Source organism: Spirosoma knui (genome assembly GCF_054780635.1).
Map to the genome: position 1 here is coordinate 118,266 of NZ_BAAGVY010000015.1, position 25,691 is coordinate 143,956.

At 49.7% G+C, this 25,691-nt stretch carries 20 protein-coding genes; 7 read left to right on the plus strand and 13 right to left on the minus strand.

The genetic code is table 11. The features are described 5' to 3' along the window. Window positions 1-141: 141 nt before the first annotated feature. Window positions 142-921: a LytR/AlgR family response regulator transcription factor gene (locus ACYVIY_RS24965; RefSeq protein WP_460979243.1), complete on the minus strand. Its 780-nt coding sequence runs from the start codon at window positions 919-921 to the stop codon at window positions 142-144. Window positions 922-983: 62 nt separating this feature from the next. Continuing rightward, on the minus strand, window positions 984-2,786 hold the full coding sequence (locus ACYVIY_RS24970; RefSeq protein WP_460979244.1) for a histidine kinase dimerization/phosphoacceptor domain -containing protein: 1,803 nt from the start codon (window positions 2,784-2,786) through the stop codon (window positions 984-986). 341 nt (window positions 2,787-3,127) lie between these two features. Between ACYVIY_RS24970 and ACYVIY_RS24975 the strand changes: the two genes are divergently transcribed. Further along, entirely contained in the window at window positions 3,128-3,652 is a 525-nt protein-coding gene (locus tag ACYVIY_RS24975) for a Dps family protein (protein ID WP_460979246.1), read from the plus strand. 87 nt (window positions 3,653-3,739) lie between these two features. Further along, complete coding sequence (locus ACYVIY_RS24980) at window positions 3,740-4,924, plus strand: NRAMP family divalent metal transporter (protein WP_460979247.1); 1,185 nt, start codon at window positions 3,740-3,742, stop codon at window positions 4,922-4,924. A gap of 33 nt (window positions 4,925-4,957) precedes the next feature. On the opposite strand, the gene ACYVIY_RS24985 is transcribed toward ACYVIY_RS24980, so the two are convergent. The 9 genes from ACYVIY_RS24985 to ACYVIY_RS25025 all read right to left on the minus strand — a co-directional run bounded on the left by ACYVIY_RS24985 (window position 4,958) and on the right by ACYVIY_RS25025 (window position 16,823). Next, window positions 4,958-6,760: a peptidoglycan recognition protein family protein gene (locus ACYVIY_RS24985; RefSeq protein ID WP_460979248.1), complete on the minus strand. Its 1,803-nt coding sequence runs from the start codon at window positions 6,758-6,760 to the stop codon at window positions 4,958-4,960. A gap of 37 nt (window positions 6,761-6,797) precedes the next feature. Further along, on the minus strand, window positions 6,798-8,222 hold the full coding sequence (locus ACYVIY_RS24990; RefSeq protein WP_460979249.1) for a hypothetical protein: 1,425 nt from the start codon (window positions 8,220-8,222) through the stop codon (window positions 6,798-6,800). 27 nt (window positions 8,223-8,249) lie between these two features. After that, the gene (locus ACYVIY_RS24995) at window positions 8,250-9,509 is read right to left on the minus strand and encodes a hypothetical protein (RefSeq protein ID WP_460979250.1); all 1,260 of its coding nucleotides are present in this window, start codon (window positions 9,507-9,509) and stop codon (window positions 8,250-8,252) included. Between the two features lie 43 nt (window positions 9,510-9,552). Next, window positions 9,553-10,413, minus strand: coding sequence for a hypothetical protein (locus tag ACYVIY_RS25000; protein ID WP_460979251.1), 861 nt, complete (start codon window positions 10,411-10,413; stop codon window positions 9,553-9,555). A 264-nt stretch (window positions 10,414-10,677) separates the two neighbouring features. Beyond that, window positions 10,678-13,773, minus strand: a complete 3,096-nt coding sequence (locus ACYVIY_RS25005; RefSeq protein ID WP_460979252.1) for a sensor histidine kinase — start codon at window positions 13,771-13,773, stop codon at window positions 10,678-10,680. 4 nt (window positions 13,774-13,777) lie between these two features. Then, complete coding sequence (locus tag ACYVIY_RS25010) at window positions 13,778-14,392, minus strand: response regulator (protein ID WP_460979253.1); 615 nt, start codon at window positions 14,390-14,392, stop codon at window positions 13,778-13,780. Window positions 14,393-14,874: 482 nt separating this feature from the next. Beyond that, window positions 14,875-15,312: an ester cyclase gene (locus ACYVIY_RS25015; protein ID WP_460979254.1), complete on the minus strand. Its 438-nt coding sequence runs from the start codon at window positions 15,310-15,312 to the stop codon at window positions 14,875-14,877. A gap of 12 nt (window positions 15,313-15,324) precedes the next feature. Continuing rightward, window positions 15,325-15,942: a DinB family protein gene (locus ACYVIY_RS25020; RefSeq protein ID WP_460979255.1), complete on the minus strand. Its 618-nt coding sequence runs from the start codon at window positions 15,940-15,942 to the stop codon at window positions 15,325-15,327. 77 nt (window positions 15,943-16,019) lie between these two features. Next, on the minus strand, window positions 16,020-16,823 hold the full coding sequence (locus ACYVIY_RS25025; protein WP_460979256.1) for a DUF6597 domain-containing transcriptional factor: 804 nt from the start codon (window positions 16,821-16,823) through the stop codon (window positions 16,020-16,022). Window positions 16,824-17,009: 186 nt separating this feature from the next. Between ACYVIY_RS25025 and ACYVIY_RS25030 the strand changes: the two genes are divergently transcribed. Continuing rightward, entirely contained in the window at window positions 17,010-17,816 is an 807-nt protein-coding gene (locus ACYVIY_RS25030; RefSeq protein ID WP_460979257.1) for a hypothetical protein, read from the plus strand. Window positions 17,817-17,901: 85 nt separating this feature from the next. Here ACYVIY_RS25030 and ACYVIY_RS25035 read toward each other — a convergent pair whose 3' ends face one another. Next, complete coding sequence (locus ACYVIY_RS25035; protein WP_460979258.1) at window positions 17,902-18,231, minus strand: tetratricopeptide repeat protein; 330 nt, start codon at window positions 18,229-18,231, stop codon at window positions 17,902-17,904. 110 nt (window positions 18,232-18,341) lie between these two features. Here ACYVIY_RS25035 and ACYVIY_RS25040 point away from each other — a divergent pair, with 110 nt between their 5' ends. The 4 genes from ACYVIY_RS25040 (at window position 18,342) to ACYVIY_RS25055 (ending at window position 22,033) form a co-directional block, all read left to right on the plus strand. Then, window positions 18,342-19,079 carry an electron transfer flavoprotein subunit beta/FixA family protein gene (locus ACYVIY_RS25040; protein WP_460979259.1) on the plus strand — a complete coding sequence of 246 codons (738 nt, stop codon included), beginning with the start codon at window positions 18,342-18,344 and terminating at the stop codon, window positions 19,077-19,079. 103 nt (window positions 19,080-19,182) lie between these two features. Next, a complete protein-coding gene (locus tag ACYVIY_RS25045) occupies window positions 19,183-20,145 on the plus strand; it encodes an electron transfer flavoprotein subunit alpha/FixB family protein (RefSeq protein ID WP_460979261.1) in 963 nt (320 codons plus the stop codon). Window positions 20,146-20,242: 97 nt separating this feature from the next. After that, complete coding sequence (locus ACYVIY_RS25050; RefSeq protein ID WP_460979262.1) at window positions 20,243-20,839, plus strand: bifunctional nuclease family protein; 597 nt, start codon at window positions 20,243-20,245, stop codon at window positions 20,837-20,839. 174 nt (window positions 20,840-21,013) lie between these two features. Then, window positions 21,014-22,033 (plus strand): transglutaminase domain-containing protein, encoded by a 1,020-nt coding sequence (locus ACYVIY_RS25055; RefSeq protein WP_460979263.1) that lies wholly within the window; start codon window positions 21,014-21,016, stop codon window positions 22,031-22,033. Window positions 22,034-22,539: 506 nt separating this feature from the next. Here the strand turns inward: ACYVIY_RS25055 and ACYVIY_RS25060 are convergent. Continuing rightward, window positions 22,540-24,552 carry a hypothetical protein gene (locus ACYVIY_RS25060; protein ID WP_460979267.1) on the minus strand — a complete coding sequence of 671 codons (2,013 nt, stop codon included), beginning with the start codon at window positions 24,550-24,552 and terminating at the stop codon, window positions 22,540-22,542. Between the last annotated feature and the right edge of the window lie 1,139 nt (window positions 24,553-25,691).

The window sequence follows — 25,691 nt, forward strand, 5'->3', positions numbered from 1 at the left end:
GCTTTCTAAATAAGGTTGACCGCTGTGCAAAATCATGACGCAGTTTGTTTATTTACCAGCTGTCCCGATTTTACGATCAGCATTAACATCCACCTTAACAGGCTGATCAATAGCCCCACAACTTAGTTCCAGGTATTGATTTTACCGGTGCAGAAAGTGCTGTAAAAACTCATCTTTATAGCTTCGACTGAGTGGAATCAAGTGCGGTCCGATTCCGACTTCGGCCTCATTGAATGAGTCTACTTTATTGATATTGACAGCATACGAACGGTGAACTCTGACGAATTCGGGCTGATTGACGCGTTCCAGCACGCCACTCAGCGTAAGCCGGAGTACATACTTACGGTCATTTGTGAACAGATTCGTGTATATGCTATCGGCTTCCAGATACAGTAGATCATTCAGGCTGACTTTTACGAACTGATAATTCTGTTTGATAAACAGGTAATCATTGATTTGCAGGATCGCTTCGCGTCCGAGTGGATCGCGGCCGGAGGGAGGTGCCGTTACAGGTTGAGTAACGGAAACAACTGACCGGGCGGAGAAGTTACAAATCGCCAGTTCAATGGCTGTCCGAAGGCTATGCAGTTGATAAGGCTTGGTCAGGTAGGCGGCCGGATACGTTTGTTTAGCCCGTTCCAGCGTTTGCCGATCGGTTAATGCCGTCAGGTAGATGACGGGTACGGGCCGCTCTGCAATCAGATGATGAATGGTCTCAATTCCGTCCCAGTCGCCTTTTATGGTAATATCGCACAGCAATAAGTCGACGGACTGCCGTTTGAACAGGTCGAGGGCTTTGCGCCCATTGTTGGCCGTACCCACTACGTCGTATCCTTCGGCTTCCAGGGTATCGCTTAGTTCCATGGCCAGAATAGGCTCGTCTTCCACAATCAAGATTTTGATACGTTCATCAGGACTCATAACCCTATTGTTAATGGCATTCGAAACTGTTGACTGGGGTATCCAGGCGACTAAGTTCAACCTTACGAACGAACGGTAGGCATCTGTAGCCGGAATAGCGTTCCATTTTGCTTGAGTAACTCAAACTCACCTTCCAACTGTTCGCTGAGGGAAGCAATCAACCGCTTACCAAACGAGGCTTTCGCACCTTTTCGCTGCCAGTCCGCCTGATCAATACCGGGCCCGTTATCCTGCACTTCCAGAATAATCGTCGGCTGGGGTGCGCTCGTCTGCCGTCGTAAGTCGATACGTAACAAAGGACGCTGAGATACTACGTTGGTGTAGGCATACTTAAAGGCATTCGTTACCAGCTCATTAACGATCAACCCTAGCGGCATTGCCATATCAACGTCCATATCCTGCTGCTCGATGTTGAGTTGTAGGTCAAACTCGGAGGGCTGATAGTTATAAGCCAGCATGAGACTTTCGGCCAGATCAGCCAGGTACTCCCGCATGTTAACGGTCGTTACGCTGTCGGTTTGATAGAGCCGCTGATGAATTAGCGACATAGCCTCGACCCGCTGTTGCCCAACCCGAACGGCCTGCACGGCATTTTCGTCATCGAGCCGGTTCGACTGTAATTTGAGCAGACTCGAAACAATGGCCAGATTATTCTTAACCCGGTGGTGCAATTCCCGCATCATCAGCGCCAACTGGTCGGCCTGCTGCTGAATTTTGGTCCGGCTTTTTTGCAAACGCCGATAGAACCAGTACAACCCGCCCAGCAGGAGCGTCATTAAGACCAGGCTGCTGCCGCCAATCCAGATTTGTTGTTGCTGCAAGGCATTTGTAGCGGCCAGTTGCTTAATATTTTCTTCTTTCTGTTGAGTCTGATAGCGGGTCTCCAGCTCGGTCACTTGCTGGTTTTTAGTGGCGTTAAATACACTGTCATGGCTGGCAACATGGCGTTTATAAAACAAAAGGGCTTGTCGGTAGTCTCCCCGCTTTTCCCATATCTGACTCAGGTACCCGTTCACCTCGTCCAGAACTGTATGCTTGGCTGTGCCGGTACTATCAACCCAGGCCAGTGCCCGCTGGCAGGCCTGTTCGGCTTCGTCCAGCTTGTTCTGAGGGATCAGCACGGCGGGCAGACTGGAGTACACGTATCCCCGTACGAAATCATCCTTATAGTGATCAGCATAGGCCAGCACCTTCCGAAAGGTTTGTTCGGCACTCGCATACTGCTGCTGTTTTTTGTAGAGAATACCGAGGTTGAACAGTGCACCGTAATAGGTAACTGTATCTTTCTGCGCTTTATAGAACGCCAGAATTTTCTGCGTATAAGCCATTGCCTGATCGAAGTGCTGACTTTGCCCCTCCAGGTTGGCCATATAGCTGTACAACTCGTTCAGTTCATGTTCATAGCCCCCCTGCTTCGCCAGTTCGATACCGTACAGCAGGTAGCGCCGGGCTTCCGGCAGCTTGTTGATCCCGTCATAAGCAAACCCAATAAAAGCCGCTGTCCGGGCCTCTTTCCGCCGGTTTCCGCTTTTTTTGAACGTATCCAGGGCTTTCAGATACCACCGAATAGCCTCATTGGAATCCCCCGTTGTTCGGTACCAATAGCCTATTGCGCGGTAACCCAGCCCAATATCGTCCAGATTATTAACGGCCTGTGCCAGGGTCAATGACTGCTCATAGGCTTGTCGGGCGGGCATCATCTGACCCGCGTTTATCAGGGAATCGCCGATGTGTCGAAGTGTCCATAGCTTAACGGAGTCCGGTGCATTCTTCAGCGAAGCAGGTAACAACTCCGACTGCGCCCGTAGCCAGAGGGGAGAGAAAACCAGCAACAGAGCAGCTGCCAGCGGAAGGAATCGGGTCATGGTTAGGTAGAGGAATAAGCTAAATAAAAGAGAAAAAAATTAGAAACCAACTTATAGATTTATAGTCATCCATTTAGACATATATGCTAAATAGACCACCAGCTGGCAGGGCCATAACCGATCGGTTGGTTGCGCACAATGCTAGATGTAAAAGCGGGTTCGCTTCCCTGGCCGAAGTGGCTACCGCGCAGCAAGGGGTGGAAACAATAATTATGTGAGCGTAATTAGGCCTGAGGTTATTCAGCATTAAAAAATCCCAACTGGTGACAACGCTTCTATAAGTTCCGGCAACAATTTCAGGGCAGACGGGTTATCTGACTATTACTTATCGACTCATTGTTATGACTACCGATTTGAACAAACCAGAAGCACAGGATAAGGCTGTTAAAAACATAAAGCCTAACATTGGCCTTGATCAGGACGTACTGAAAAAAGACAACGAGATGCTCAATGCATACTTGTCTGATCTGCACGTGCTGTACATTAAAACCCGTAAGTATCACTGGAACGTAGCGGGACCAAGCTTTAAAGAGTACCATGAGTTTTTTGAAGAGCAGTATAAAGCTCTTGAAGAAATGATTGACCAGGTTGCCGAACGTATTCGTACGTTGGGCGGCAAACCGTTCTCAACGATGGCCGACTTCATCGGTGGCACTAGCCTTGAAGAGGACCAGAGTGGCGAGGTAAAAACCGTGAACATGTTCGAGCGGCTACTCAGTGACCACGAACAGATCACGCGTGAGCTGCGCGAAGATGTCGACAAATGCGACGAGGAACTAAAAGACGCCGGTACAGCCGACTTCCTGACGGGCTTGATGGAAGCCCACGAAAAAATGGCCTGGATGCTTCGTAAATACCTGTCGTAGTACGAACTACAGACTGTTCATGAGCGGTGATTGGTAAATGTTGGTTAAATTTCCAGCATCGATCAATCACCGCTCATTCTTTTTGTTGTGCCTAAAGCCCTTTCCTTCCGCGCTGGTCTTGGCAGCGTATTGTTCTGGTCCGTCATTTCAGCGGCTTTTATTGGACCCGGCTCGGTCACAACCTGCGCCATGGCTGGTTCTCGGTTCGGTCTGCAACTCATGTGGGCGCTGACGTTCTCTACCCTCGGCACCATTGTCTTACAGGAGGCAGCCGCCCGAATCACCATTGGATCGGGCCTGAGCTTAGGCGAACTACTTGTTCAAATATACGGACCGCGCGTTCGCTGGCTTGTGACGCTTCTGTTCGGTGCGGTAGCTCTTGGTTGTGCGGCCTACCAGGCAGGCAATATTCTGGGAGCGGTTTCCGGCTTACAGCTTCTCACTGGTTTTTCAGCGCAGATCCTTACCATTAGCGTCGGTATTGTCTGTACCGTGCTACTCTGGCAGGGCTCAACCCGGCTTATTGCCAACCTGCTTGGCCTTATTGTGTTTAGTATGGGGGTTGCCTTCGCTTACGTAGCGACAAGTGCGTCGCCCGGGCTCGAAGCGTTTGCCTCTGCCTTAGTAATTCCCTCTCTCCCAGCCGATTCCGCGGTGTTAGTCATTGGCCTGATCGGAACTACGATCGTCCCTTATAATCTTTTCCTGGGTTCCGGTATTGGCAAAAATCAATCGTTGGCAGAGATGCGTTGGGGCATTAGCCTGGCGGTGCTGATCGGCGGTCTGATTTCAATGGCTATCCTTATGTCGGGCACGCTCGTTTCCGGTGACTTTACGTTTCAAACAGTCGCTCAGACGCTTAGCCAACGGTTAGGCAACTGGGCCGGTTTCTTATTTGCGTTTGGTCTGTTTGCAGCCGGTTTCACGTCCGCTCTGACGGCCCCGCTTGCCGCTGCGATTACCGGGCACAGCATCCTGGGCTTGCCAGAGGGCTCAACCGGTTATCGTACCATTTGGCTTAGCGTAATGGGCATTGGGTTACTCTTCGGCCTATTAGGAGTCAGGCCCATACCCGTTATCGTACTGGCTCAAGCGGCTAACGGATTGCTTTTGCCCATTGTGACTATCTTTCTTCTAATTGCAGTCAACAACAAGAATGTGCTTCCTGATGGATACCGCAATAGCTTATGGCAAAACATAGCTATGGTCGTTCTGGTAGGTGTGACAAGCTTTCTTGGCTTACGCAATGTGTGGCTGGCAATTCAACCGTGAAAACCAGCGCCATAAACGATCAATGCACTACCGCTACAAGAGTTGCCTGAACTCTTTAGCGTATTTGAACACATCGTCGGTGTTCTTTAACCCGTTCGCTAAAGGCCACCGGCCTTTTTGGTTGATACCGGCCTGAATCTCGGCGCTGTTGGTGACGCAAAAGGCTTTGAACGACTCCCAGCTTTTGGGAGCAAAACCCTTTTTCTTCATAACACTAACGATATTTTGTACCCCAAACGGCAGCCAATGCATCAATTTGGTCAGGGCTAGGTACACTTCCCCACTGGCTGGTACACCTAACATGGCTGCGTATTTTGCCGCACTTTTTGCCCGAAGATTTACGAGTTGAATACCCGCCTGAATCGAATAATCGCTGTCAGTACTTAACCGTTGATGATCAACGTTCAGCGTTTTGGATTCATCCGGATGCAGTTGAAAATATCCCCGTTCATCAAGCGAGGTATGCGATTTAATGCTTCCATCCGACTCCTTTTTGATCCAGGCCAGCAAAAAATCGAGTGGCCAGTTTCCACGGTATTTAGTCAACGCCGGTATTAACATCCGGAACCGGTCGGGCATAGCGTTTGCCACAGCGCCACCAGATGTAGTAGCGCTTAAACCCAACGCTTTTTTGAGGAGTGTCCATGTATTCGGACCTAAAATACCATCGTCCTGTAACCCTTTGCTTCGCTGCCAAACGGCCAAAGCCTCTGCAAACGCTTTTTCGCCCAGACTTACATTCGACAGGCCACTATACGGTAACAGAAAATCATTGATCTGATTCAGATACGTCCCCCAACCTAATGTGTTGGCGTAGGTACGATTCTGGAGCACCCGCTTACTTTCTTTCTGCGCTGATGTACCGGACGGCCCACTAAGGGTTATAGCTGGCGTGTTTGCAGTCTGTTTTCGCCATTCAGGGAGTAGTGAGTTACCTGTTCCGCACTTGAAACCGGGACCGCCGTCACTTAAACCAAGATTTTTGAGACTCCATTCGCCAACGTTGAACCAGATAGCCGGGCCGGGATCATTTTCACGATCTTCGCTGCTCTGCCGATGCGCCAATACATGCTTAAGGTTAAGAACCGTCTTCAGGTATTGCACTAGAAACCGGCCCGAGTCGAACTGAGCCTGGGTAGGCTGATCTTCGTTTATTCTGATTTTCTTCTTTGTTTTCTTGTCGGTTGGGTACCACCATCGCCCTTTTATATCCGGGAAATTGCCTTCAAACTCCACTCCTACACTTCTTGGACTCGTGCAGTTTGAGTGCCAAATAAACCGGGATATGGGATGATGTTGCATAATACGCCCATCGAGCATAATACAGAAGTGAGCCCCTACAGCCAAATACTTTTGCGGATTGCTATACGTCCCTTTGCTATCCTTGGCTTTGTACGCCATGTGATGCAAAACAAGCGACGTAATCGTCCGTGGATCCCGGAATGTAGTTAAGATCAGTTTTTTTTTCGTGGCCGGAATAACGGCTTTATCCGTCCAGTCTTCCAGCCTGGATTTCGCCGTACTGATTATCTGGCTACTGGTTCCACCTGCTGCGCCTGAACTACGTTCCGCATTTTGCTCAAGCAACGCCCTTTCCGTTTTGAAATCGATTGTTCCGGTCTGGTTGAGTTTAGCGGCTGACTGGAATTGAATCAGCAGTCTCTTAAAGTCATCGGTTAACTGATTATCGTCTGGAAGAGCCGCGCCTGACCAGGTATTGAGGACACTTTTTGCCCAGGCAATTCGCCCGACAACCGGTTTCTTTACCTCGTATTCCAGCTCTGGGTTGTATTGAAGAGACTGAAGTTCATTGAATAAAAGCTCGCGATGTAGCATGGACGTAGGTGAAGTTAGTTGGCAGTTGTTTACGCGATTACACCATAGCCGTGGCTTTTTCAGGTACGGTGCCGTAGGCATTGCGATAGCCTTCCACGAGACCTTCTACGTCGTTGAGCCAGACATCCAATGTGGAGCCGGTCGCGATGGTCGTGAGTTGGGTCAGGTCGGCCGTTTCAATGTCGGTCAGCAGGCGGTAGCCGTACGAGGCACAATTGTCGTAAACGATAAAGCGGTTGCTTTCATTGAGGGTGAGGGCACGCTTGCCAACCAGAATATCGTAAGCCGCCGGTATGAATTCCTCGGGTTTATCGTACTGCGTCGGGATGCCAATCTCGGCTTTGAGCATGTTGACCAGGCAAAGCGTCGCATGTACCATGGCAATGCCCAAGAACGTATTGATCTGGTTACGGCCGTATTGGAAAGGCTCGAACTGCTGTTTCAATACGTTCATGGTGTCACGGATAGAGGTTTGCGTAGCGACCGACGAGCGGGGCAGAATAGTACCCGATTGCGCCTGAATGGCCTGCGCCAGCTGCTTGGTTTTGTAGTACTCCAGCATGTAGTCGATCAGCTTGTTGAAGGTGTTCATGAACCCGGTATTCCGCTCACTCTCAATACCCAGGTTGTTCTCGATCGACACGCCCAATACCCGCTGGTACGTGCAGATCCGGTCGCGCAGGTTCGAGCTTATGCCCAATCGATGCAGCGTACAGATCATGTCCATCACCTCCGAGTACGTAATGGCAACGGATTTATCATTGATGCGACTGCCTGAAATGGTGTATTTACCCCGGTAGTTATAATCGTCCATCAACGCACCGAGGATTTTGAAAACGCCCATCCGTTCGTAGTAATACAGCCACATCACCGCTCCTACCGTCAGCCCATTGGTCCGATACGCGATGTCTAACGTAGGGGGCAGTTGGGCATTCGGGATTGAAGTAACGCGTTCGTAACGGAAACTTGGATTCAGGTAATAGTCTTTCGGGCCAGCCTCGTAGCAGCCCTCGTAATACGCCTGCCGCACCGCCATTTTGGCTTTCTGAACCTCTTCTTCTTTGTCGGTGATTTCCTGTTCGGCCACCTCACGGGCTTTGCCGGTAGCCTTGCTGCCGCTTCCCAGGCCTAACAGAGCAGCTTTGGCGTTCTGCAAATCCAGTATCGCGTTGCCTAGATAGTCCTGTCTAGCAGTTAAGGTTGCTTGCGCGTCGGTGATCGCTGCGGTCATGCTGATGTCGTTCTTTTCGTCGAGCGCATTTCTGTAAATCACACTGCCTGAACACGCTCCAATGGTTAAGCAGTAATTTTTATTTAGAAATGTCGGCAGGCTTGTGCCGTATTGGTTCCCGTATTCGACCAGGACGCGGTTCAATAGTTCATTGTACTGGCTCCGGATTGCCCAGGTCTGTATATTATTCCAAAAGAATGTGTTCTTCGGCTCCTGAAATAGCTTTGCCATTGTCTTAGATTTTACACGGTTTACGATTTACTTCTGCGCCAGATTTTTTAACCACTCGTCCATTTGCTGATCAATGTCGGCCTGCCGAACGGTTCGTTTTTCGCGCATGAGCCGAAACACCGCCAACTGAACGCCGATCGGCTGTTTCTTAAATTGATCACTGCGTATGCCCACCGGTGTGGCCATACTTTTGAGAAAAGGCGGGGTTAACGTATCGAGGGCGAACAGTGTCGTTAGCGGCTTGTTACCCAGTTTTCTGAACCGGGTCGTCAGCAGGATTTTACTGATCACGGGTATGCATTGCCGGGCTTCTTTAATCAGTTGCCGGGTGGTATCATCCAGGCTTCTGAGCGGATACATCCGGACCCATTCGTCTTCCCAGGCGTCCCAGTCGCCCCGTCCCCAAAGTTGTCGGCACCAGTCCGTCGACATTAGAAACCGCAGGTACGAAGGCGGATGCGGCTGAAGGGTCGATACGTTGAACATCAGGTTGGTCGGCAGCATCAATACGTCGCGTACGCTGCACGTTTGCCCCATTCCGGCCAGGCAAAACGCCCAGAAGTCCGGCACGATCTCTCTCGACCAATTGGCGCACAGACTGCACAACAAGGGCGTAGCACCGGCTTTTTTCACCGCTTCATAAAACACCTGCTGCCACAGACCAACCATATTGAGCTTGACGACGGCCTGATGACCGGCTTCATGAAAGATGGAGATAAGGTTATATTTTTCGTTGATGCGGCTGTAGGGAATCGCAATGACCGGAATGGGATTCGACGTATGCTGATTGATACGAACTCCTTCGCGCAGGGTTGAGGCTCCGAATCCGCGGTCGCAGTACACCAGAGGAGAAACCGTAATGTCGGCAATATTTCCGCGCTGGAGCGCATGAGCGGCAATGGCATCGCAGCCTTTCAGCAAGGGGCCAATGTCGTTGCTCAGCCGCTGAGTCAGAATATCCATGAACGTATCGTAGAACCCGTAGGCGGTGGTCAGCTCAACTTCCAGTTCGCCCAGCCGATTGATCAGCGCCTGCCGGATGAGCGGGTCGTTACGTTCCGAAAAATACGTATCGGTGTAAACGCGCAACTGCTGTCTTATCTTGGTCGAGACGGTGCTTAACTGCGACTCAAGCACTTCCCACTGCTCGGCCGTAATGTCCTGATGCGGCTGCAGCGCGAGCATCTTCCGCAGGTTGGTCAATAAACGCGCCCGGTTTCGGAGCGAGTCTATTTTCAACAGCAGCGACGCATCAATTCGGCTCGGTGTTATTGACCTTGTTTCCACCAGATGACATGGACTACAGGATGGGACGGTTCGGCAGTTGCCGTTATACGCGTTTGTAGGTAATGGTCACGATCTTATACAGACCGTTGTTGGCATCCTTCACCTTGCGGTCGATACGTTTATAGCGCGATGTTGCCGACCCGAGTCGAACGGTACGCTGCGCTTTTCGAAAGGCATTTTTAGCCACCTGGTTCATCTGGACCCTGGCCTGGGGTAGGCTTCGGCTGAACGTTGTGCGACTAATCTCATCGGCAAAGTTGGTATAGGCTTCCTTGGCCAGAGCAACGGTATCCCGGGCCGCCTGCCGGGCTGCCTCGTCGGTTTCCCCTTCCTGGTTCCCCAGCACCGCCCCCAGGGCTACTCCCGCGCCCGGCACGATGGCATTGAGCGCCTGCGGACCAAATTTCATAGCCAGTGTTTTCAGCAAGCCCCGCGGGTCTTTCGTGACCTGTTTGATCGCCGTCATCAGGTTGCCACCGCCGGGAATGGCCCCCAGGGCGGTCTTGGCCAAGGGCGCTAATTTCTTACCCCACTTCTTTATTTTACTCCAGAAGAAATCGCGTTCGACTTCGTGCATAACTTCGTTGAAGTCATTCTCGAACTCAAATTCATTCTCGTAACTATTGGTAAAGATTTCGTACAGGCGAGACTCGTAGCGACCTTCGGGCGTGTTCTCGAATTCATTGTCCGATTCAAATTCGCCGTCGGTTTCAAACTCGGACAGGTAATCGGCTTCACTGTCGCTCCCCATAGGGCTTTCGAACTCCTGGTCAGTCTCCCACTCGCTATCAATCTCCGACTCATCGTTTACCAGTTCAAATTCGTTGTAGCGTCCGGTCGGCTCCCCATCCATTTCGAACTCCTGCTCGAATTCACTCAGATAGTCATTTTGATACCCCTTCATGATTATGAGAATTTAACTAGTTGTCATTGCACACACACCCGAAAAAGCGCAGGACGTTAAAGCAGCAGAAGGCCCGCCACCGCAACAACTGCGGCCAGGATCGAGATAATCAGCCAGATAAGAGCGTGGTAATCTTTCCCTGACTTCATCGTGAATTGCTGATTTTATAAACCAAAGGTCAGGGTATAGCAACGGGAAGAAAATACCATCATCTTGGTATTTCGGTACGTACTTCTACGCAAATGCAGTGAACGTAGCGGTTCATTAATCGCCTACCGGCACCGATATAGCCACACGAGTGCCCTGATTTTTAGCCGATTGAATCTCGCAGGTGCCTTTCAGCAGCGTGATCCGTTGTTGGATGTTCACTAGCCCGTTGCCCGTGGTCTGGTCAGTCAGGGGTTTGTCTAGCCCACAGCCGTCGTCGCGGTAGGTCAACAGAAGGGTGTTCGTAGTGTAGCGCAGGTCAAGCCAGATCGTATTGGCGTTGGCGTGTTTCAAGGCGTTCTGTACCAGCTCCTGCACGACGCGAAACAGATTGATCTCCACGTTTTCGGGAAGTTTCAACGGCACATCCTGCGCGTTGAACGTTACGGTCAGCCGGTTACTTTCGTTGATGAGGGCAGCCAGTTCGGTAATGGTCTGCACTAGCCCCGACTCGGCCAGGCTACGCGGATGCATGTCATGAATGATACTCCGGATATCGTCCAGCGATGTTTTCAAGATAGCAATTGAGCGATGTTTCAGTTCATCAAGGGGCAATGTTGGGCTGCCCAGCGAACTCAGATACATTTTCAGAACCGCCAGATTGGCCCCTACCCCATCGTGCAGTTCTTTAGCAAACCGCTGCCGTTCGAGTTCCTGCGTTCTCACCGAAACGGCCAGCTCGTGCGCCTGGTCAAGCTTCAGCCGATGCACCCGATACTTATACACGCCATACAGCCCGCCAATCAGCAGCGCGATGAGCACCAGCCTGAACCACCACGCCCCCCAGAAAGGCGGCTTGATGATAATGGCCATCGACGCGCCCTGCTCGTTCCAGACGCCATCGTCATTGCTGCCTTTCACGCGAAATACGTAGTTACCCGGCGGCAGTTTTGTGTAGTTGGCCGCATGTCGATCCTGAGCGTCTACCCACGCTTCGTCGATGCCCTCCAGCCGATACAGGTACCGATTCTGTTCGGTATTCGAAAAATTTAATGCCGTAAACTGAATATGGATAAAGTTCTGCTCATAGCCGAGTGTCAGCCTTTGCTGACTGGGCGCATACGTACTATCGAGCACCGTTACGTTGGTAATGCAGACGGGGGGCCGAAACCGATTTTGCTGCAGTTCTTCCGGCCTGAAATAGCTGATTCCCTTCACGCCCCCGAAAAACAACGTACCATCGGCTCGTTTATACGCACAGTTGGCATTAAACTCGTTACTGGGCAACCCGTTGTTTATATCATAGTTCTTGATAACGCCTTTCGCCGGAGAAAAGCAGGTAAGGCCCTTGTTGCTGCTCAACCAGAGAAGCCCCTGATTATCTTTCAAAATTCCATAAATAACGTCGTTTGGGAGACGGAAAGCGGCCTTGCCCTGCCGGGTCGATACGTGCTGACGAATGGCCAGCGTCGCTTTGTCTACGGAAAAAAGTCCGCAGTCGGTGCCAACCCAAAGCAGGGGTCCATCTTCGAGCAGGCCAAAAATGTTGGTACACGGCAGACCGTTTCCTGCCCCCACGGCTGCAACCATCTTCGTAGCCGGGTCGTACCGAATCAGGCCGTGGCCGAACGTACCCAACCAGATGTAGCCCTGACGATCTTCGTGAATCAAGCGAATAACGTAGCGGGAAATAGCCGCCAGAGCCGGTATGTCTCCCCAGGTTTTCCAGCGCCGGGTCTGCTTATCGAACCGGGCCAATCCCCGATCGCCACCCGTCCAGACTTCGGCCTGATTACGTAGCGCCTGCACGGCATAGAGATACATCAGTCCGCCCGACGTATCGTCCGGGTAAGCCCGAAACGATTGATCACGGGGCGTGTACGCACAAAGCCCCTTACCCGTAGCCAGCCAGATTTGTCCGCTGGAATCGGCGGATAGATCATAAACCTGCCCATGCAACAGGCTATTGGAATTGGCCGGATCGGGTAGAAACGTCTTTAGTTTTCTGGTGTTCAGTTGATACCGACTCAGGCCACCCGTCTGCGTGCCAATGTACAGATCAGTGTCGTATTCAAGCAGGGCAAAAACCATGTTATCAACCAGGCTTGTCTGCGGCTGATCGTCATCGTGTTGCAGGCGGTGAAATGAATACTTGCGCGGATCGTATTTATCGATGCCTCCTCCACTTAGACCAACCCAGACAATCGACTGTTCATCCTCGTAAAACGACAATACGTAGTTCTCGCCTAAGCTCTGCGGATTGTTATCACTGTGTCTGACGTGGGTAAACGACTGCTGAGTTGGATTATACACTGAAATACCGCCCGTACGAGTACCAATCCAAATCTTCCCGGCTCGGTCCCGCAAGAAGCAGACAACCTCGTTACTGCTCAGGTGCTGGCTGGTTTTTCCGGCCGTATACTGACGAATGACATCGGGCTGAAGTGGCTTATCGACCACGTAAATACCGGTTCCGTACGTACCGATCCATAAACGTCCCGCGGCATCAACTACTAACGCCCGCAGAATTGTCCCGGCTGGCAGCCGATACGTGTTTTTAATACCAACAGGCCGCAATCGGTCCTGAATCGCATCGAAGTAATAAACTTCCCGATCGGAGGCTATCCACACGGTGCCATCGGGCGCTAAGGCAAAGTCCGCTAACGTATTCTGTTCGGGCAGATACGTCTTGATCTGGTTAGTACGCGGATCAAAGCGGTACAGCCCCTTTTCGTCGGTTATAATCCAGATAGTCCCCGTCTTATCTTCAAGCAGCTTTTCAATGGAGGTGGTGTCGATCAGGTGATTACTCTTAAACACCTGGCTGAACGTATCAAACTGAATCGGTGAGCCGGGCCTGGTCATGTATAGATTCAGGCCACGGGTCGTACCTACCCACAATCGACCGCTTCGATCGGCCAGTAAGGCCTGAATGAAGTTGGCGTTCACGCTACGGGCTCTGTCGGCCCTGAATACGGTAAAGTCGTAGCCGTCGAAGCGGTTCAGGCCATCCTGGGTAGCAAACCAGCGAAAGCCGTCAAAACTGGTTATGGCATACCCACTCCCCTGCGATAAGCCGTTTGACTGCGTGTAGTGCTCAAAATAAAACGGCGTAGTAGTCGATTGTGCGCTCGTACGCAGCTTTGCCGCCTTCTGCTGAGCCTCAGCCCCGAAGGCAACCAGCACAAAAGCGATGAAGACGTAACGAGTCATTTTACTAGATCAGGTGATTACTCTTGGCGTACAGCGTCAGCTCGACATTGGTATGAATGCCCAGTTTTCGGTAGATATTTTTCCGGTGCGTTTCCACCGTTCGGGTGCTGAGGAAAAGTTTTGAGGCAATCTGGTTCGTCGTGCGCCCCTGACTGATAAACTGAATCACCTCCGTTTCCCGATCCGTGAGTAAACGTTCCCGGTTTAATTTCTGCTCGGTTCGCAGTTTAAAATAAGCCGCGGGCAGGTAATTTCCGCCAGCGCCTACATGTTCAATCGCAGCAAACAACTCTTCCTGACCAGCGCTTTTAATGCAATAGCCAGCAGCACCCGCTTCCATCATACGCTCGATCGCGTGCAGATCGTGCAGCATGGAGAGGGCGATCACCTTGGTGTGCGGGTGCTGGAGCCGAATCGATTTCACCAGGTCAAACCCCGAAATGTCCGGCAGGTTAATATCCAGCAATACGATGTCGGTCTGATGACTGGCCAGAAAAGGCGCAACGGCCGAACCGGTATGTACAATGCCAGCCACCTCGTACCGAATAGTATGTTCAATCAGGAATTTCACGCCTTCGGCAAACAGGCGGTGGTCGTCAACAATCAGAATATTCGGCATAGGACGTACTGAATAATTGATTAAACGGTCAATCAGTGCACACGTTAAACGCTTCGCAGCTTAGCCGCTTGGCCTGTAAACATCTCATTGTACTGGAATCATTTTCCGCTCCTTATTGCTATACAGCCCTTTTATAAGAGGGGTTGAACAGAGCAGAACCAGAGGTTAGGCGTAAATAACTTTGTCGATCAAAGATGTAGTATTTATGAAGCGAATCGGCAAACCTTTTAGCGACTGGTCACGGTGATAATCCTGATGTATGAACCGATAACCTTCTGTCCTTAAAACAAATATAGTCTGACGCTGACCGCTCCTCTGGCTTTTAAGAGCTTATCATCAGAAACAAAACTACGCCAGGTATAGTCGGCAACGGGGGCATCGACAATACCTGGCGGAATGAACGAATCGGATTATGATTCTGAAACTACTTACGCTGTTTCTTTCACTATGCGTAATCTAAGCAGGCGGCTGATTTGATTGGCTTAACTACCCAGCTGCTTCGTAAAGCTGGCATGGTCCCAATCAATGGTCAGCTCCTGAACTTGGTCGGCGTCGTTAAAGCGGAACACAAAGACATGGTCCGAGTTAAACCGGCACCCCTGATTGACGATGCCCATGAAATCGTTCGCCTGCGTACCACTGATGGTTACGTTGGCCACAATCGTACTGCCGTGCGTATGCAGGCTGTCGACGGTGTTACTCAGGTCGGGGAAGCAGTCGATCAGCAGATCCCAGACCGTCTTGCCGAATTCCCAGAACGAGCCACGGCCAGCCTCGCCCATCGGTAGAAAATGCACTTGTGCATCCGGAGCTGCCAGCCCAATCATTCGGGCGGTATCGAGGTCATCGTAGGCGGTGAAAAAGGCCAGACATGCGCCTTTTCGGCTAAGCTCAGCGGTATCTTGTTGTACAGTTTGCATGAGTTTACTAGTTTATTTGTTGGTTAGATGGACGGATGGATAATTGGGGTGCTGTTTCACTTTGCGAATCTGCCGCAAATGCCGGTCTACGTGCCCCCACTGGTAGATGTACACTTGGTGCATGTTCCGCGGGTACTTGGTAGCCGTCAGTTCAAACTGAGCCCGCATGTCGGCCTGCGTCGTGTCGGCGAAAGCAATGGCCTGGTTACGTAGTCGTTGAAAAAAAAGGAGATTGTTTTTGCCCTGTATAAATCCCGTTGGCCGCGAAAAGTCGGGAGATTTGTGAGCTTTCGTTTCCATAATGAAATCCATGTAGTAACTGTCGGGACTGCTAGTTGCAATCAGATCCGGGCGGGGTGTGCTGCGAATCCCCATACTAATTTCGCGCGCCCAGATAATTTCCCATAAGGCTAAATGTTCCACCACTTCGGCAATACTCCAGCGGTCAGGCGACTCGCGGAAATGCCACTGTGCATCCGTCAGGTTTTCGGTTTCGCGGGTTAACTCGTCGCGGGTGCGTTTGAGATTATCGACCGTATACGTCCGGTCAGCTTCGGTCCAGCGCTTCTGAGCGTAGGCCGTTGACATGCACATTGCTACGTTGACTAAAAGAATGAGAATTGGCTTCATGATCATAAAAAAAGAGGTTTATGACGACAAAGCTACCGGGCGATCAAGGCGTAGAATTGTACAAATACGACATTCAGCTAGGTTAGGTAATTCAGCAGCTCAACGTTGTCTTTGACGTATGCCGTGGGCTTTTTACCCATGAACTGGGTGAACTCGCGAATGAAGTGCGATTGATCGTAATAACCGCAGTGGTAGATAATGTCGTGCCAGTCGGCTACCTGCCAGCGTTGACCCGCCAGCTTAGCGCATAGGTAACTAATTCGTCGGATGCGGGCGTAATATTTCGGACTCACACCCACTTTCTGCAAAAACTGCCGCCGACACACATACATATCCTCCATCAATGCGCTAATGGGCACGATTCCCTTCTGCTCGACGATCAGGTTAGCCGCGTAATCGGTCCGATCGAACATTTCACCTTTGCGTAGTAGCTGCCGACTCAGAAACTGATTAAGCAGCTGCACGCATTCGGCCGGATCGAAAATGTCGGCAAGTTGCTCGTACAGGCTCTGAACTGGCCTACCCAATACGTCGATCAAATTCGTCCGCTCGTCCGTAAATTCATACATAGGCAGGCCAAATAGCGACGAGATCCCCGCCGGTTTGAAGACGATGCCGACCATGTTGATAGAGCCGCTTAACTCGAGGGTGTAGTTTTGGGTAGCCTGCCCGGTTAGGAATACGGGTGGAGCCAGCAGCGAATCATGCTTGACGTTTCTGACCCGGTACGTATCGCCGTAATTAAACACCATTGAGGCAAATCCCGTTGGCGGTGATTCAATCTGCATAGGCCGCGTTAACTGGTCCTGCTTCCTCCATACGAAGTAACATTCCACAAAAGGCGACAAGTGAGAAGCGGGCGCAAACTTGCGGTAAAACATAGTCAGACAATTAACTTGAGCTACCGAATTTCCCTTTTTTATTCCGCTGTATAACAACTAGTTAAGTTTGTTCTTATTTATCGGTCAATTGCCATTGTTTTCTGTTAATGAGGTTGCAACCGAATTAACTTACCGTGTATCTTTATAGCCAGAAAGCAGGTCTATAAGCCTGGCAACGTATAGGTTATGAAATCTTTCTTTACGTTCGGAAATACAGCCGCCATTCTTCTGATGGTTGGTCTTCTCAGCAGTTGCGCCCCTACCGTAACGACCTATAAACTCGAACCTGTTTCGGGCGATGTGGCTACGATTGAAGGTCGGCCGGTTACGAAAGCGGAACGTAACGGAATCGGCGTTGTGGCTTCGTTTGAGCGCGAGGATATGGAGTTCGTTACGCTGGATGTGGAGGTCAAGAACCGCACAGACCGCTCCATTGAAGTTAATCCAGCCGATTTTCGGTTCGTCGCCTTAGGTGCTGCCCAGGATACGCTGACCGATCCGATAAATTCGGCTCTAACCCTGTCCAGGGCTGCCGCTGATCCCACTTATGAAGCGGGGCGTATCGGCATGAAGCGGAAAGCCGAAGAAAAACGGTTGAAGCGGGCGAAAATTTTCAACACCGTGTTAATGGTGGCCGTTATTGCCTCGGACGTATCGTCGTCCAATAAAAGTCGCTCCTACGGCGAATACATCAACAACCGCGTTACGCACAACCTGGCTTATCAGGGCATTGCCGCCAAGCGCATCATTGATCACAGCACCTTCGCCAACCGGATGGAACGGTTCGACTATGAAGAGTACCGCTGGCGTGAACTAGCCCTGAAAGCCAACACCCTGGCCCCTGGCGAGTCGGTACGCGGCTTTGTGTATCTGCCCAAAGTTCTAAACGCCAAATACCTGTCAATCAGCTATTCGGTCCCTGAACAGACAACCATACCGCTGTTATTCAAGCAGGACTTGGTCCAACAAAAGAAAAAGCGCCAACGTCGGTAGTTGTCATTAGCCATTGGTAGTCATTACTTGTCTTCAGCAACGACAACGAATGACAAGTATGACCAATGACAACTAAAATGACCAATTACCATTCGTCTTCATCATCTTCAAACGCCTGTTGAGCCCGCTGCAATTCCTGTAGTGTCTTTTGATTCTGCTGCACTCTAGCCAGCGCAATACCTTCTTCATATAAGCTAGCCGCTCGATCACGGTCATCTAAATCGGCGTAGAGAGCAGCGGCATGATAATACGTCGGCAGATAATCAGGATGTTGCGTCAATAGCTGATCAAAGTACGTCTTCGCCTGCTGGGGTTGTTCATTCAGGTATTCCATAGCCAGCGCGTAAACATTGAAGGGCTCACCAGGTTCTTCCTGTACAAATCGAATTAATTGTTGGATGCGTTCGTTATTCATAAAGAAGAAAAATAGTATGCATGCATACTTTATTTAAGAGTGTTTGTACTTTTGCCCCGTAAAATTGGTCGGTAACGAACCGATTTCCACGAACTAAAACCACATAGCCAATGAAAATTTTAGTGTGTGTGACGAGTGTGCCCGACACTACCACCAAGATTGCCTTCACCGATAACAACACCAAATTAAATAAAGCCGGTGTCACCTTCATTACTGGTCCTTACGACGACTACGCGCTGGCGCGGGCCGTTGAACTTAAAGAAAAACTCGGGGCCAGCGTAACAGTACTAAACGTAGGCGAAGCTGACTCGGAACCGGTTATCCGCAAGTGCCTGGCCATCGGCGCTGATGATGCCATCCGGGTAAATGCAGAGCCTACCGATGCCTATTTCGTAGCGGAACAGATTGCTGCTATTGCCAAAGAAAATAAGTACGACCTGATTCTGATGGGTCGCGAATCCATTGATTACAATGGCGGTCAGGTTCACGGCATTGTCGGTGAAATGCTGGGCATGCCTTCCATTTCTCCCGTAATGCTGCTCGACATTGATGGCGATACGGCTAAAATCACCCGCGAGATCGAAGGTGGTAAGGAAGAACTGGAAGCTAAACTGCCCCTCGTGCTTGGTTGCCAGGAACCCATTGCTGAATGGAAAATTCCGAATATGCGTGGGATTATGACGGCTCGCACGAAGCCGCTTAAAATCGTTGAACCCGTTGGTACGGATAAGCTTACAACCGTCGGCAGCTACGAATTGCCTGCCCCACGCGGTGCCGTGAAGATGATCAAGGCCGAAGAGGCCGAAACACTCATTCAGTTGCTACGTACCGAAGCCAAAATTCTTTAACAACGAGTTGTAAAGTTGTATAGTCATAAAGTTATATAGTTGCTCCGCACAGCTTACAAACTATACAACTATACAACCTATAACTCTATAACTTCCTTACAAGATGTCCGTTCTCATATTTGCTGAATTAGACGAAGGTAAAATCAAAAAATCCTCGCAGGAGGCTATATTCTACGGTGCCAAAGTTGCCGAAATGACGGGTACGTCGGCCACCGCCATTATTTTAGGTCAGGCTGACGACAGTGAATTGGCTTCGGCCGGGCGTTTTGGGGCTACTAAAGTCCTGCACGCGGCCGACAGTAAACTGAACGAACCGAACGGTATGGCTTACGCAACGGTTGTCGCTACGGCTGCCCAGCAGGAAGGATCTACAGTGATTGTGCTGGCCAAATCCTCATTAGCGGATGCCATGACAGCTCGACTGGCGGGGAAATTAAAGGCGGGTCTGGCCGCAAATGTTGTCGAGCTGCCGGATCTGTCGAATGGATTCCGGGTAAAAAGCAGCATTTACACGGGGAAAGCATTTGCCTATAATGACCTGAAGGCAAATGTGAAAATTGTGGCGATCAAGAAGAACACCATTACGCCCCAGGAAATTGAGGCCACCGCAACGGTTGAAAACTTTACGCCTACGCTCAACGACGCTGACTTTGTCATATCGGTTAAAAACACCGAAAAATCGTCGGGAGACGTATTATTACCCGAAGCGGATCTGGTGGTTTCGGCGGGCCGGGGTTTAAAAGGACCCGAAAATTGGGGAATCGTCGAGGATCTAGCCAAAGCCTTACATGCAGCTACGGCCTGCTCGAAGCCTGTATCTGATCTGGATTGGCGCCCTCACTCTGAGCACGTAGGTCAGACCGGCATTAAAATTAGTCCCAATTTGTACATTGCCTGCGGTATTTCCGGTGCGATCCAGCACCTTGCGGGCGTAAACTCCTCGAAGGTAATTGTTGTTATCAACAAAGATCCGGAAGCACCCTTTTTCAAATCGGCGGACTATGGCATTGTCGGCGACGTATTCGACGTATTGCCACGCCTGACCAAAGCGGTGCAGGAATTATAAAGCGGTTTGGTGGTTTGATGGTTCGCTTGCTTATATTGGATTCGAAAAACAAGCGAATAACCGAACAATCAAACCGCCAAACTGTTAATTTCGCGTTGTGGACAAGATTAAGCTGGAAATATTAGGACTATCGCCTAGCCAATCGCAATCGGGCTCGTTTGCGCTGGTATTGGGTGAAGAATATGGCAACCGTCGTTTGCCAATTATCATTGGCATGTTTGAAGCACAGGCCATTGCTATTGAAATTGAGAAAATTGTGCCGAATCGGCCGATGACCCATGATTTGTTCAAGCAGTTTGCCGAGCAATTCAAGTTCACGGTCCGTGAGATCATGATTTCTGACCTGCGCGAAGGCATCTTCTTTGCCAAGATCGTCTGTTTCGATGGGGTTCGGGAAAGCGTGATAGATGCTCGTCCATCTGACGCCATCGCGATCGGTATCCGTTTTGACGTACCAATTTATACTAATGAGTCGATCCTCTCAGAAGCTGGCATTACCGCGAGTGGTAACGAAGAAGACGAAGAGCAGGAAGAACTGGTTCGTTCGTCGAGTCGGTCGTCAACCCGTTCGTTCGGTGACCAGTTGAAAAATGCGTCTTCCGAAGAGTTGCAACGCATGCTCGAAGAGGCTCTTGGCAACGAAGAGTACGAGCGAGCTGCTAAGATTCGGGATGAAATGAGTAAGCGCAACTAACTAAATTATACATAACTGAGCCGCCTGACAATCAGGCGGCTTTTTTTGTGCCTTCAGACTCGTCTATACGTAATAAGCCAAGACAAATCATTTGGTAGACAGCTAACCTATGAACAGTAACTGCAATAAAAAACAGCGCGTTTGTGTTATCAAATTGTGATACTGAATAGGAGGATGCGACACTTCATAACACGGCCAGTTCTGGCTCTGACAATCTTTATTCTTAGCGCTGCGTTTACAGTTCCATCCAGACCTGGAACTGACATTCCACGCCCATCCAAGTACGTCGAAATCGATTATAGTACAATTGACGCGTACGCTCGGGCAACCCCAGAATCGGCTGCACGGACCTTAAACACCTTAAGCGATTATCTGACTTCACCAGCCCGTAGCGAATTAGCAAAAGCCCGTTCTGTATACAGCTGGATTACGTCTCACGTACGCTACGATGAATCAGCTTTCAGCGGTCAACGGTATTCGTCGGAGATCGAATACGCGAACCGAGTGTTACGTAGCCGAAAAGCAGTCTGTACAGGATTTGCCTTGTTGTATAAACACCTGCTAAACCGGGCTGGTATTGAGGTGGCAAGTATTAAAGGATATTCTCGAACCAACGATAGCGAAGCAGGCAAGCCTATTCAGCGAATAGACCACGAATGGAACGCGGTTAAGCTCGATGGCGACTGGTATTTACTCGATATTGCCTGGGCGCAAACAACGGCGAAGAAAGGTGCTGATGGCGAACTTCAACCCAATGACTTTTACTTTTTGACCGAGCCAGTGGCCTTTGCCGCGAATCATCTTCCTGCCGATGCCCGCTGGCAGTTACTTGGCTCACCCATCAGTAAAGGTCAGTTCGATCAGTTTCCTAAGTTTTATGATGCTTATTTCCGCCTGGGGTTTGACACAAACTTTCCTAAGAGCGGAACAATACGTACGGGCGATGTGCTGACCTTAGCACTCAAGAATCCCGCTGATGTGGAGTTCTTATGCTCGGTCAGCCGCCTGGGTGGCTCAACAGCAACGCATGTACCTGTCAACGTTCGACGATCAGGTGACAGTTATCAGTTGGCTGTACCTATCTCACAGCGCGGTAGTTCTACACTGTACGTGTTTGCAAAGCCCAAAGGAGCCCGCTCAGAACGAGTAAAATCGTTTGAAGGGATAGCTTCGTTTACAGTCGTCAAAGAATAGCTTTTCGTAACGGTTCTCGCTATATCACATTGTCAACTAGTGCAGATGATGTGCCCTTTATAAGGCAGTCGGGTTAGTTCTCTATCTGCTGTCTCTGTTACGTGCTTTGGGGAAAGGCACATTATAAGTACAAGGCTAACGCTTATCCCGTGATACGTTGTTAGCGAGAGTTTGAAGCTTTTAGAACTTCACTTTCTACATGTTTTGTCTATCCAACCGGCGGTCCTGTGATTGAAATGACAGAACCTGGTCTACTATTTTTACATAAGCCAGACACCAGGCTTTTCATCATGCACATATACCGGTTTTAGATACATATTGTATTGCGCTTAAGTACTCCTCATAGTCTTGATAGGGAGGCTAAGAGGGAACGATAGAGGTTGCGTTGAGCAAGGCAGGCATAGGAAGTACGCAATATCTACCTTGAAATAGTATCTTATCAATCGTATACAAACAAAAAAGCCGGAAGCATTAGCTCCCGGCTTTTTGCATGTGATTCTTTCTGTTTATTCAACACCGAACATAGCGTCTGACCGGCGACCGCTGTTACCACCCCGACGGCGTGGTGCGCGTTTCTTAGCGGGCGCTGGTGGAGCCAGCAGCTTCGCTTTCTGGTCATCTGTCAGTGGCTTCAGATCAGTGATCGAGTACGAGTTGTCGCTGATCGTCGTGTTGAAGCTACCCACTGCTTGCTCAGGCTGACCGTTGCATGGCAGTTTCGTAACCGTGAACACAGCGCGGAAGTATTGAACTTGCGGACGTACCCGACGGCCTTTGTAACGAATTGCGTTACCGCTTTCGATTTTAGCCTTCTCAGCTTGCAGCTGTTGAGCTAGGCCACCTGGCAGATCACGAAGATTCAGGATAACCGTGTTCGTATCGAACTCGATAGCGCTCGTAGCAAGACGACGGTTCAGACCACGGTAACGGAGACGAGTAACTGTGTCGCCAACCGATGTAATTGTACCGTTACAGTAGCAGACATTAGCTACTTCACGTGTGTATGGCGTGCGGTAGTAAACTTCTAGGCGCTCCAGACGGTGGCGGTATTCGCATTCTACAACATTGTTTCTTGGGCGGATGCTTGCGAAACTCGTTGTTGCGACTTCACTCATACACGAGCCACACTTGGCGGTTTGACGATTGTGAACCGTTACGTAGTAGAAACCTGGTGTAAGCTGTCCGTTCGAGAAATAAGCGGTTGGGAAAGTCAGCGTCGTATCAGTCGAGTTTTCTAACTGAGCGATTACTTGATCACCTGCCGTAGCTCCACCTGTTGCGGCAACCGTATCAGCCCGGTAATACAAACGAGCTGTAAAGGTTTCGTTTTTCGGGTTCGGCGTTGTGCTGCGCCAGCTGATTACTGGAGCCGTAGCGGCAGTGTTAACCGGTGGGGCTTGCTGCGCGTTTGTGCTGTCTACGTACGCCAGTGAAGCACCTTTCAACGAAGCTCCGTTAAACTGAACATTCAGCTGAGGAATCGAATCGCAGGTTGGGCAAACAGTTGGAGTTTTGGGGATAAGTTTCTTTTGAACAAATCCTTTGCGAACGGCTACACCGCCACTGAAACCACCATGCTTCCGCTTAAATTCATACAGTTGATCGTCGATACCATTTACAATGATGTAGTTCAACTGTGTGAAGAAGCCCTGCGCCTGTACACCGATATTCCAGTTGTTGCGTAGTGGGAAGAATACGCCCAACGACAGCAGTCCGCCTGGGTGATACAGTCTGTAACTAGGATTCACCGTACGCAGCAGCGGTCCACCCTGAACCAGTGGTCCATTTGGCTGGAAGTTTGGCGTAGTGAACGCGGCAATCGTTGCCGCTTCTGTACGGAACAGACCACCACGCAGTCCTAACTCAAGGAAAGTCGCTGCATCTGGATTACGACGGCTGCGAGCCAGTGTAAATTGCAGAACAGGTCCAACAGTCAGGAACATGTCTTCGGAAGCACGCTGACGGATAGTTACCTGGTCGCGACCGACTCCTCGTGCCGCAGCCAGACCGTACAGATAATCCCGATATACACCCCGTGTAATGTAGTTCTGATACCCGAACGCCGTTCCCAGACCGAAACGCAGTCGACGGGTATTCGGTGTTAGGTAGTAATCTACGTTACCTGTGATGTTAAAACCGGCTCCGTTATAGAGGGTGTTATCTCGCTTGGTAGGTCCAAACGTGTTTTCCCAGGTACCGCAATACGCAAAGTTCGGCCCAGCAAACAGACCGATCCGCCAGGGCGACAAACGCCGAACGAGAATGAATGTTTGAAAAGTCGTGTCACAGTCGTCGAGTTCGGCAACATCACTGGCCTGAGCTTTGAACTCATCGCGACGTAATGTGTCAGTGTAAACACCTTTACCCAGACGATAAATGTTCTCGCGAGGGTCCTCCCGTCTCGGCGCACTTGATGACGGGCTTGCAGATTGAACCGCGTCCCGCCGGACTGTATCAGCCTGTTGAGCAAGGCTAATAGAAGGTATTGCAAAACCTAGCAACACGAGTCCAGCCAGCATCCGCTTGGGGTGTTGTTGGATAAATGTTCGCATACTTATTGAGTTAATTTTGACGCAATGTTTCTAACTAAACTTTTATTCTCCCAAATGCGGTCAAGGAAACTTAGGGAACGGTCATCCCACTAAAACAGTGGATTTTTAGGACTGTCAGCTGATTCTCCATAGTTAATCAAGTTTAAATACTTCTAAGTCAGAATAATGTTCAGCTCAATAATAAAACTTCCGGCTCTGGGTTCTAACATTAGTAAGCGATTCTTTAAAAAATTAACCTTTTAGATTGGTTTGCTTATGTACTGCATCCTTTAAATGCCTTCACTATGCTTTAACCACGATTTTTCTGCAATGTTAAGAGTGAATTGGAAAACTTAATTCATTCTTTGAAAAAATTTACAAATAATCTTTTCGTGTGTCCTAGATATCAGAAGTAAACCACCCAGATGTAAGCCATTATGTAACCTGTTGACTAATTAAAAGGTTATTTATGGCTTAATACCTTCGCCTATCCCAGTTATGTAAGGCTAATCAATGATAGCGATTACCGTGTTCTTATGAAACAACTTTTGACTCTAAGTCAGAACAAATGAAATAATATAATATTATCTTAAATTTGTTTAAAAGCTTAAATTATTTTGACTTTAAGCGTCAGAAATTGTGGCTTGATAAATAGATCCAAAAAGCTTGTTGCTTGTTTTGTCTGACAATACGTCAGTGATAGTTTAATTCAAATAATCTGCTGTAATCGTAATTCTTTAGTTTGTTCTATTTCTAACAAGCTTGCTTTCTGTTCTTCCACTCCTATCAATTAAAGAACCCTGGACATTTGCCTGAGCAAGGTTTACAGTTAGACGTTTTGTTATGCGCTTTCAAAACTTCGAATAACTACGAATATGAAATCGGCCTATCCCATACCAGCGCTAGTGCTATAAACTTAACACCTCGTAGTTGTAGACCGTACTGGCACCGTTGTTCGAACCTCGTGAATAGATCTGCCAGGCGAATGAAGCGTTCTGTATGTAAAGCTTTAGCTATCTCTATTTCTGAATTAGAACCTGTTTAAAAATGCTTGAGCATCCGGTTGATATTAGATAAATACACAAACGATTCGTGGGAACTAACGCCACATTCATAGTCTTTACTGA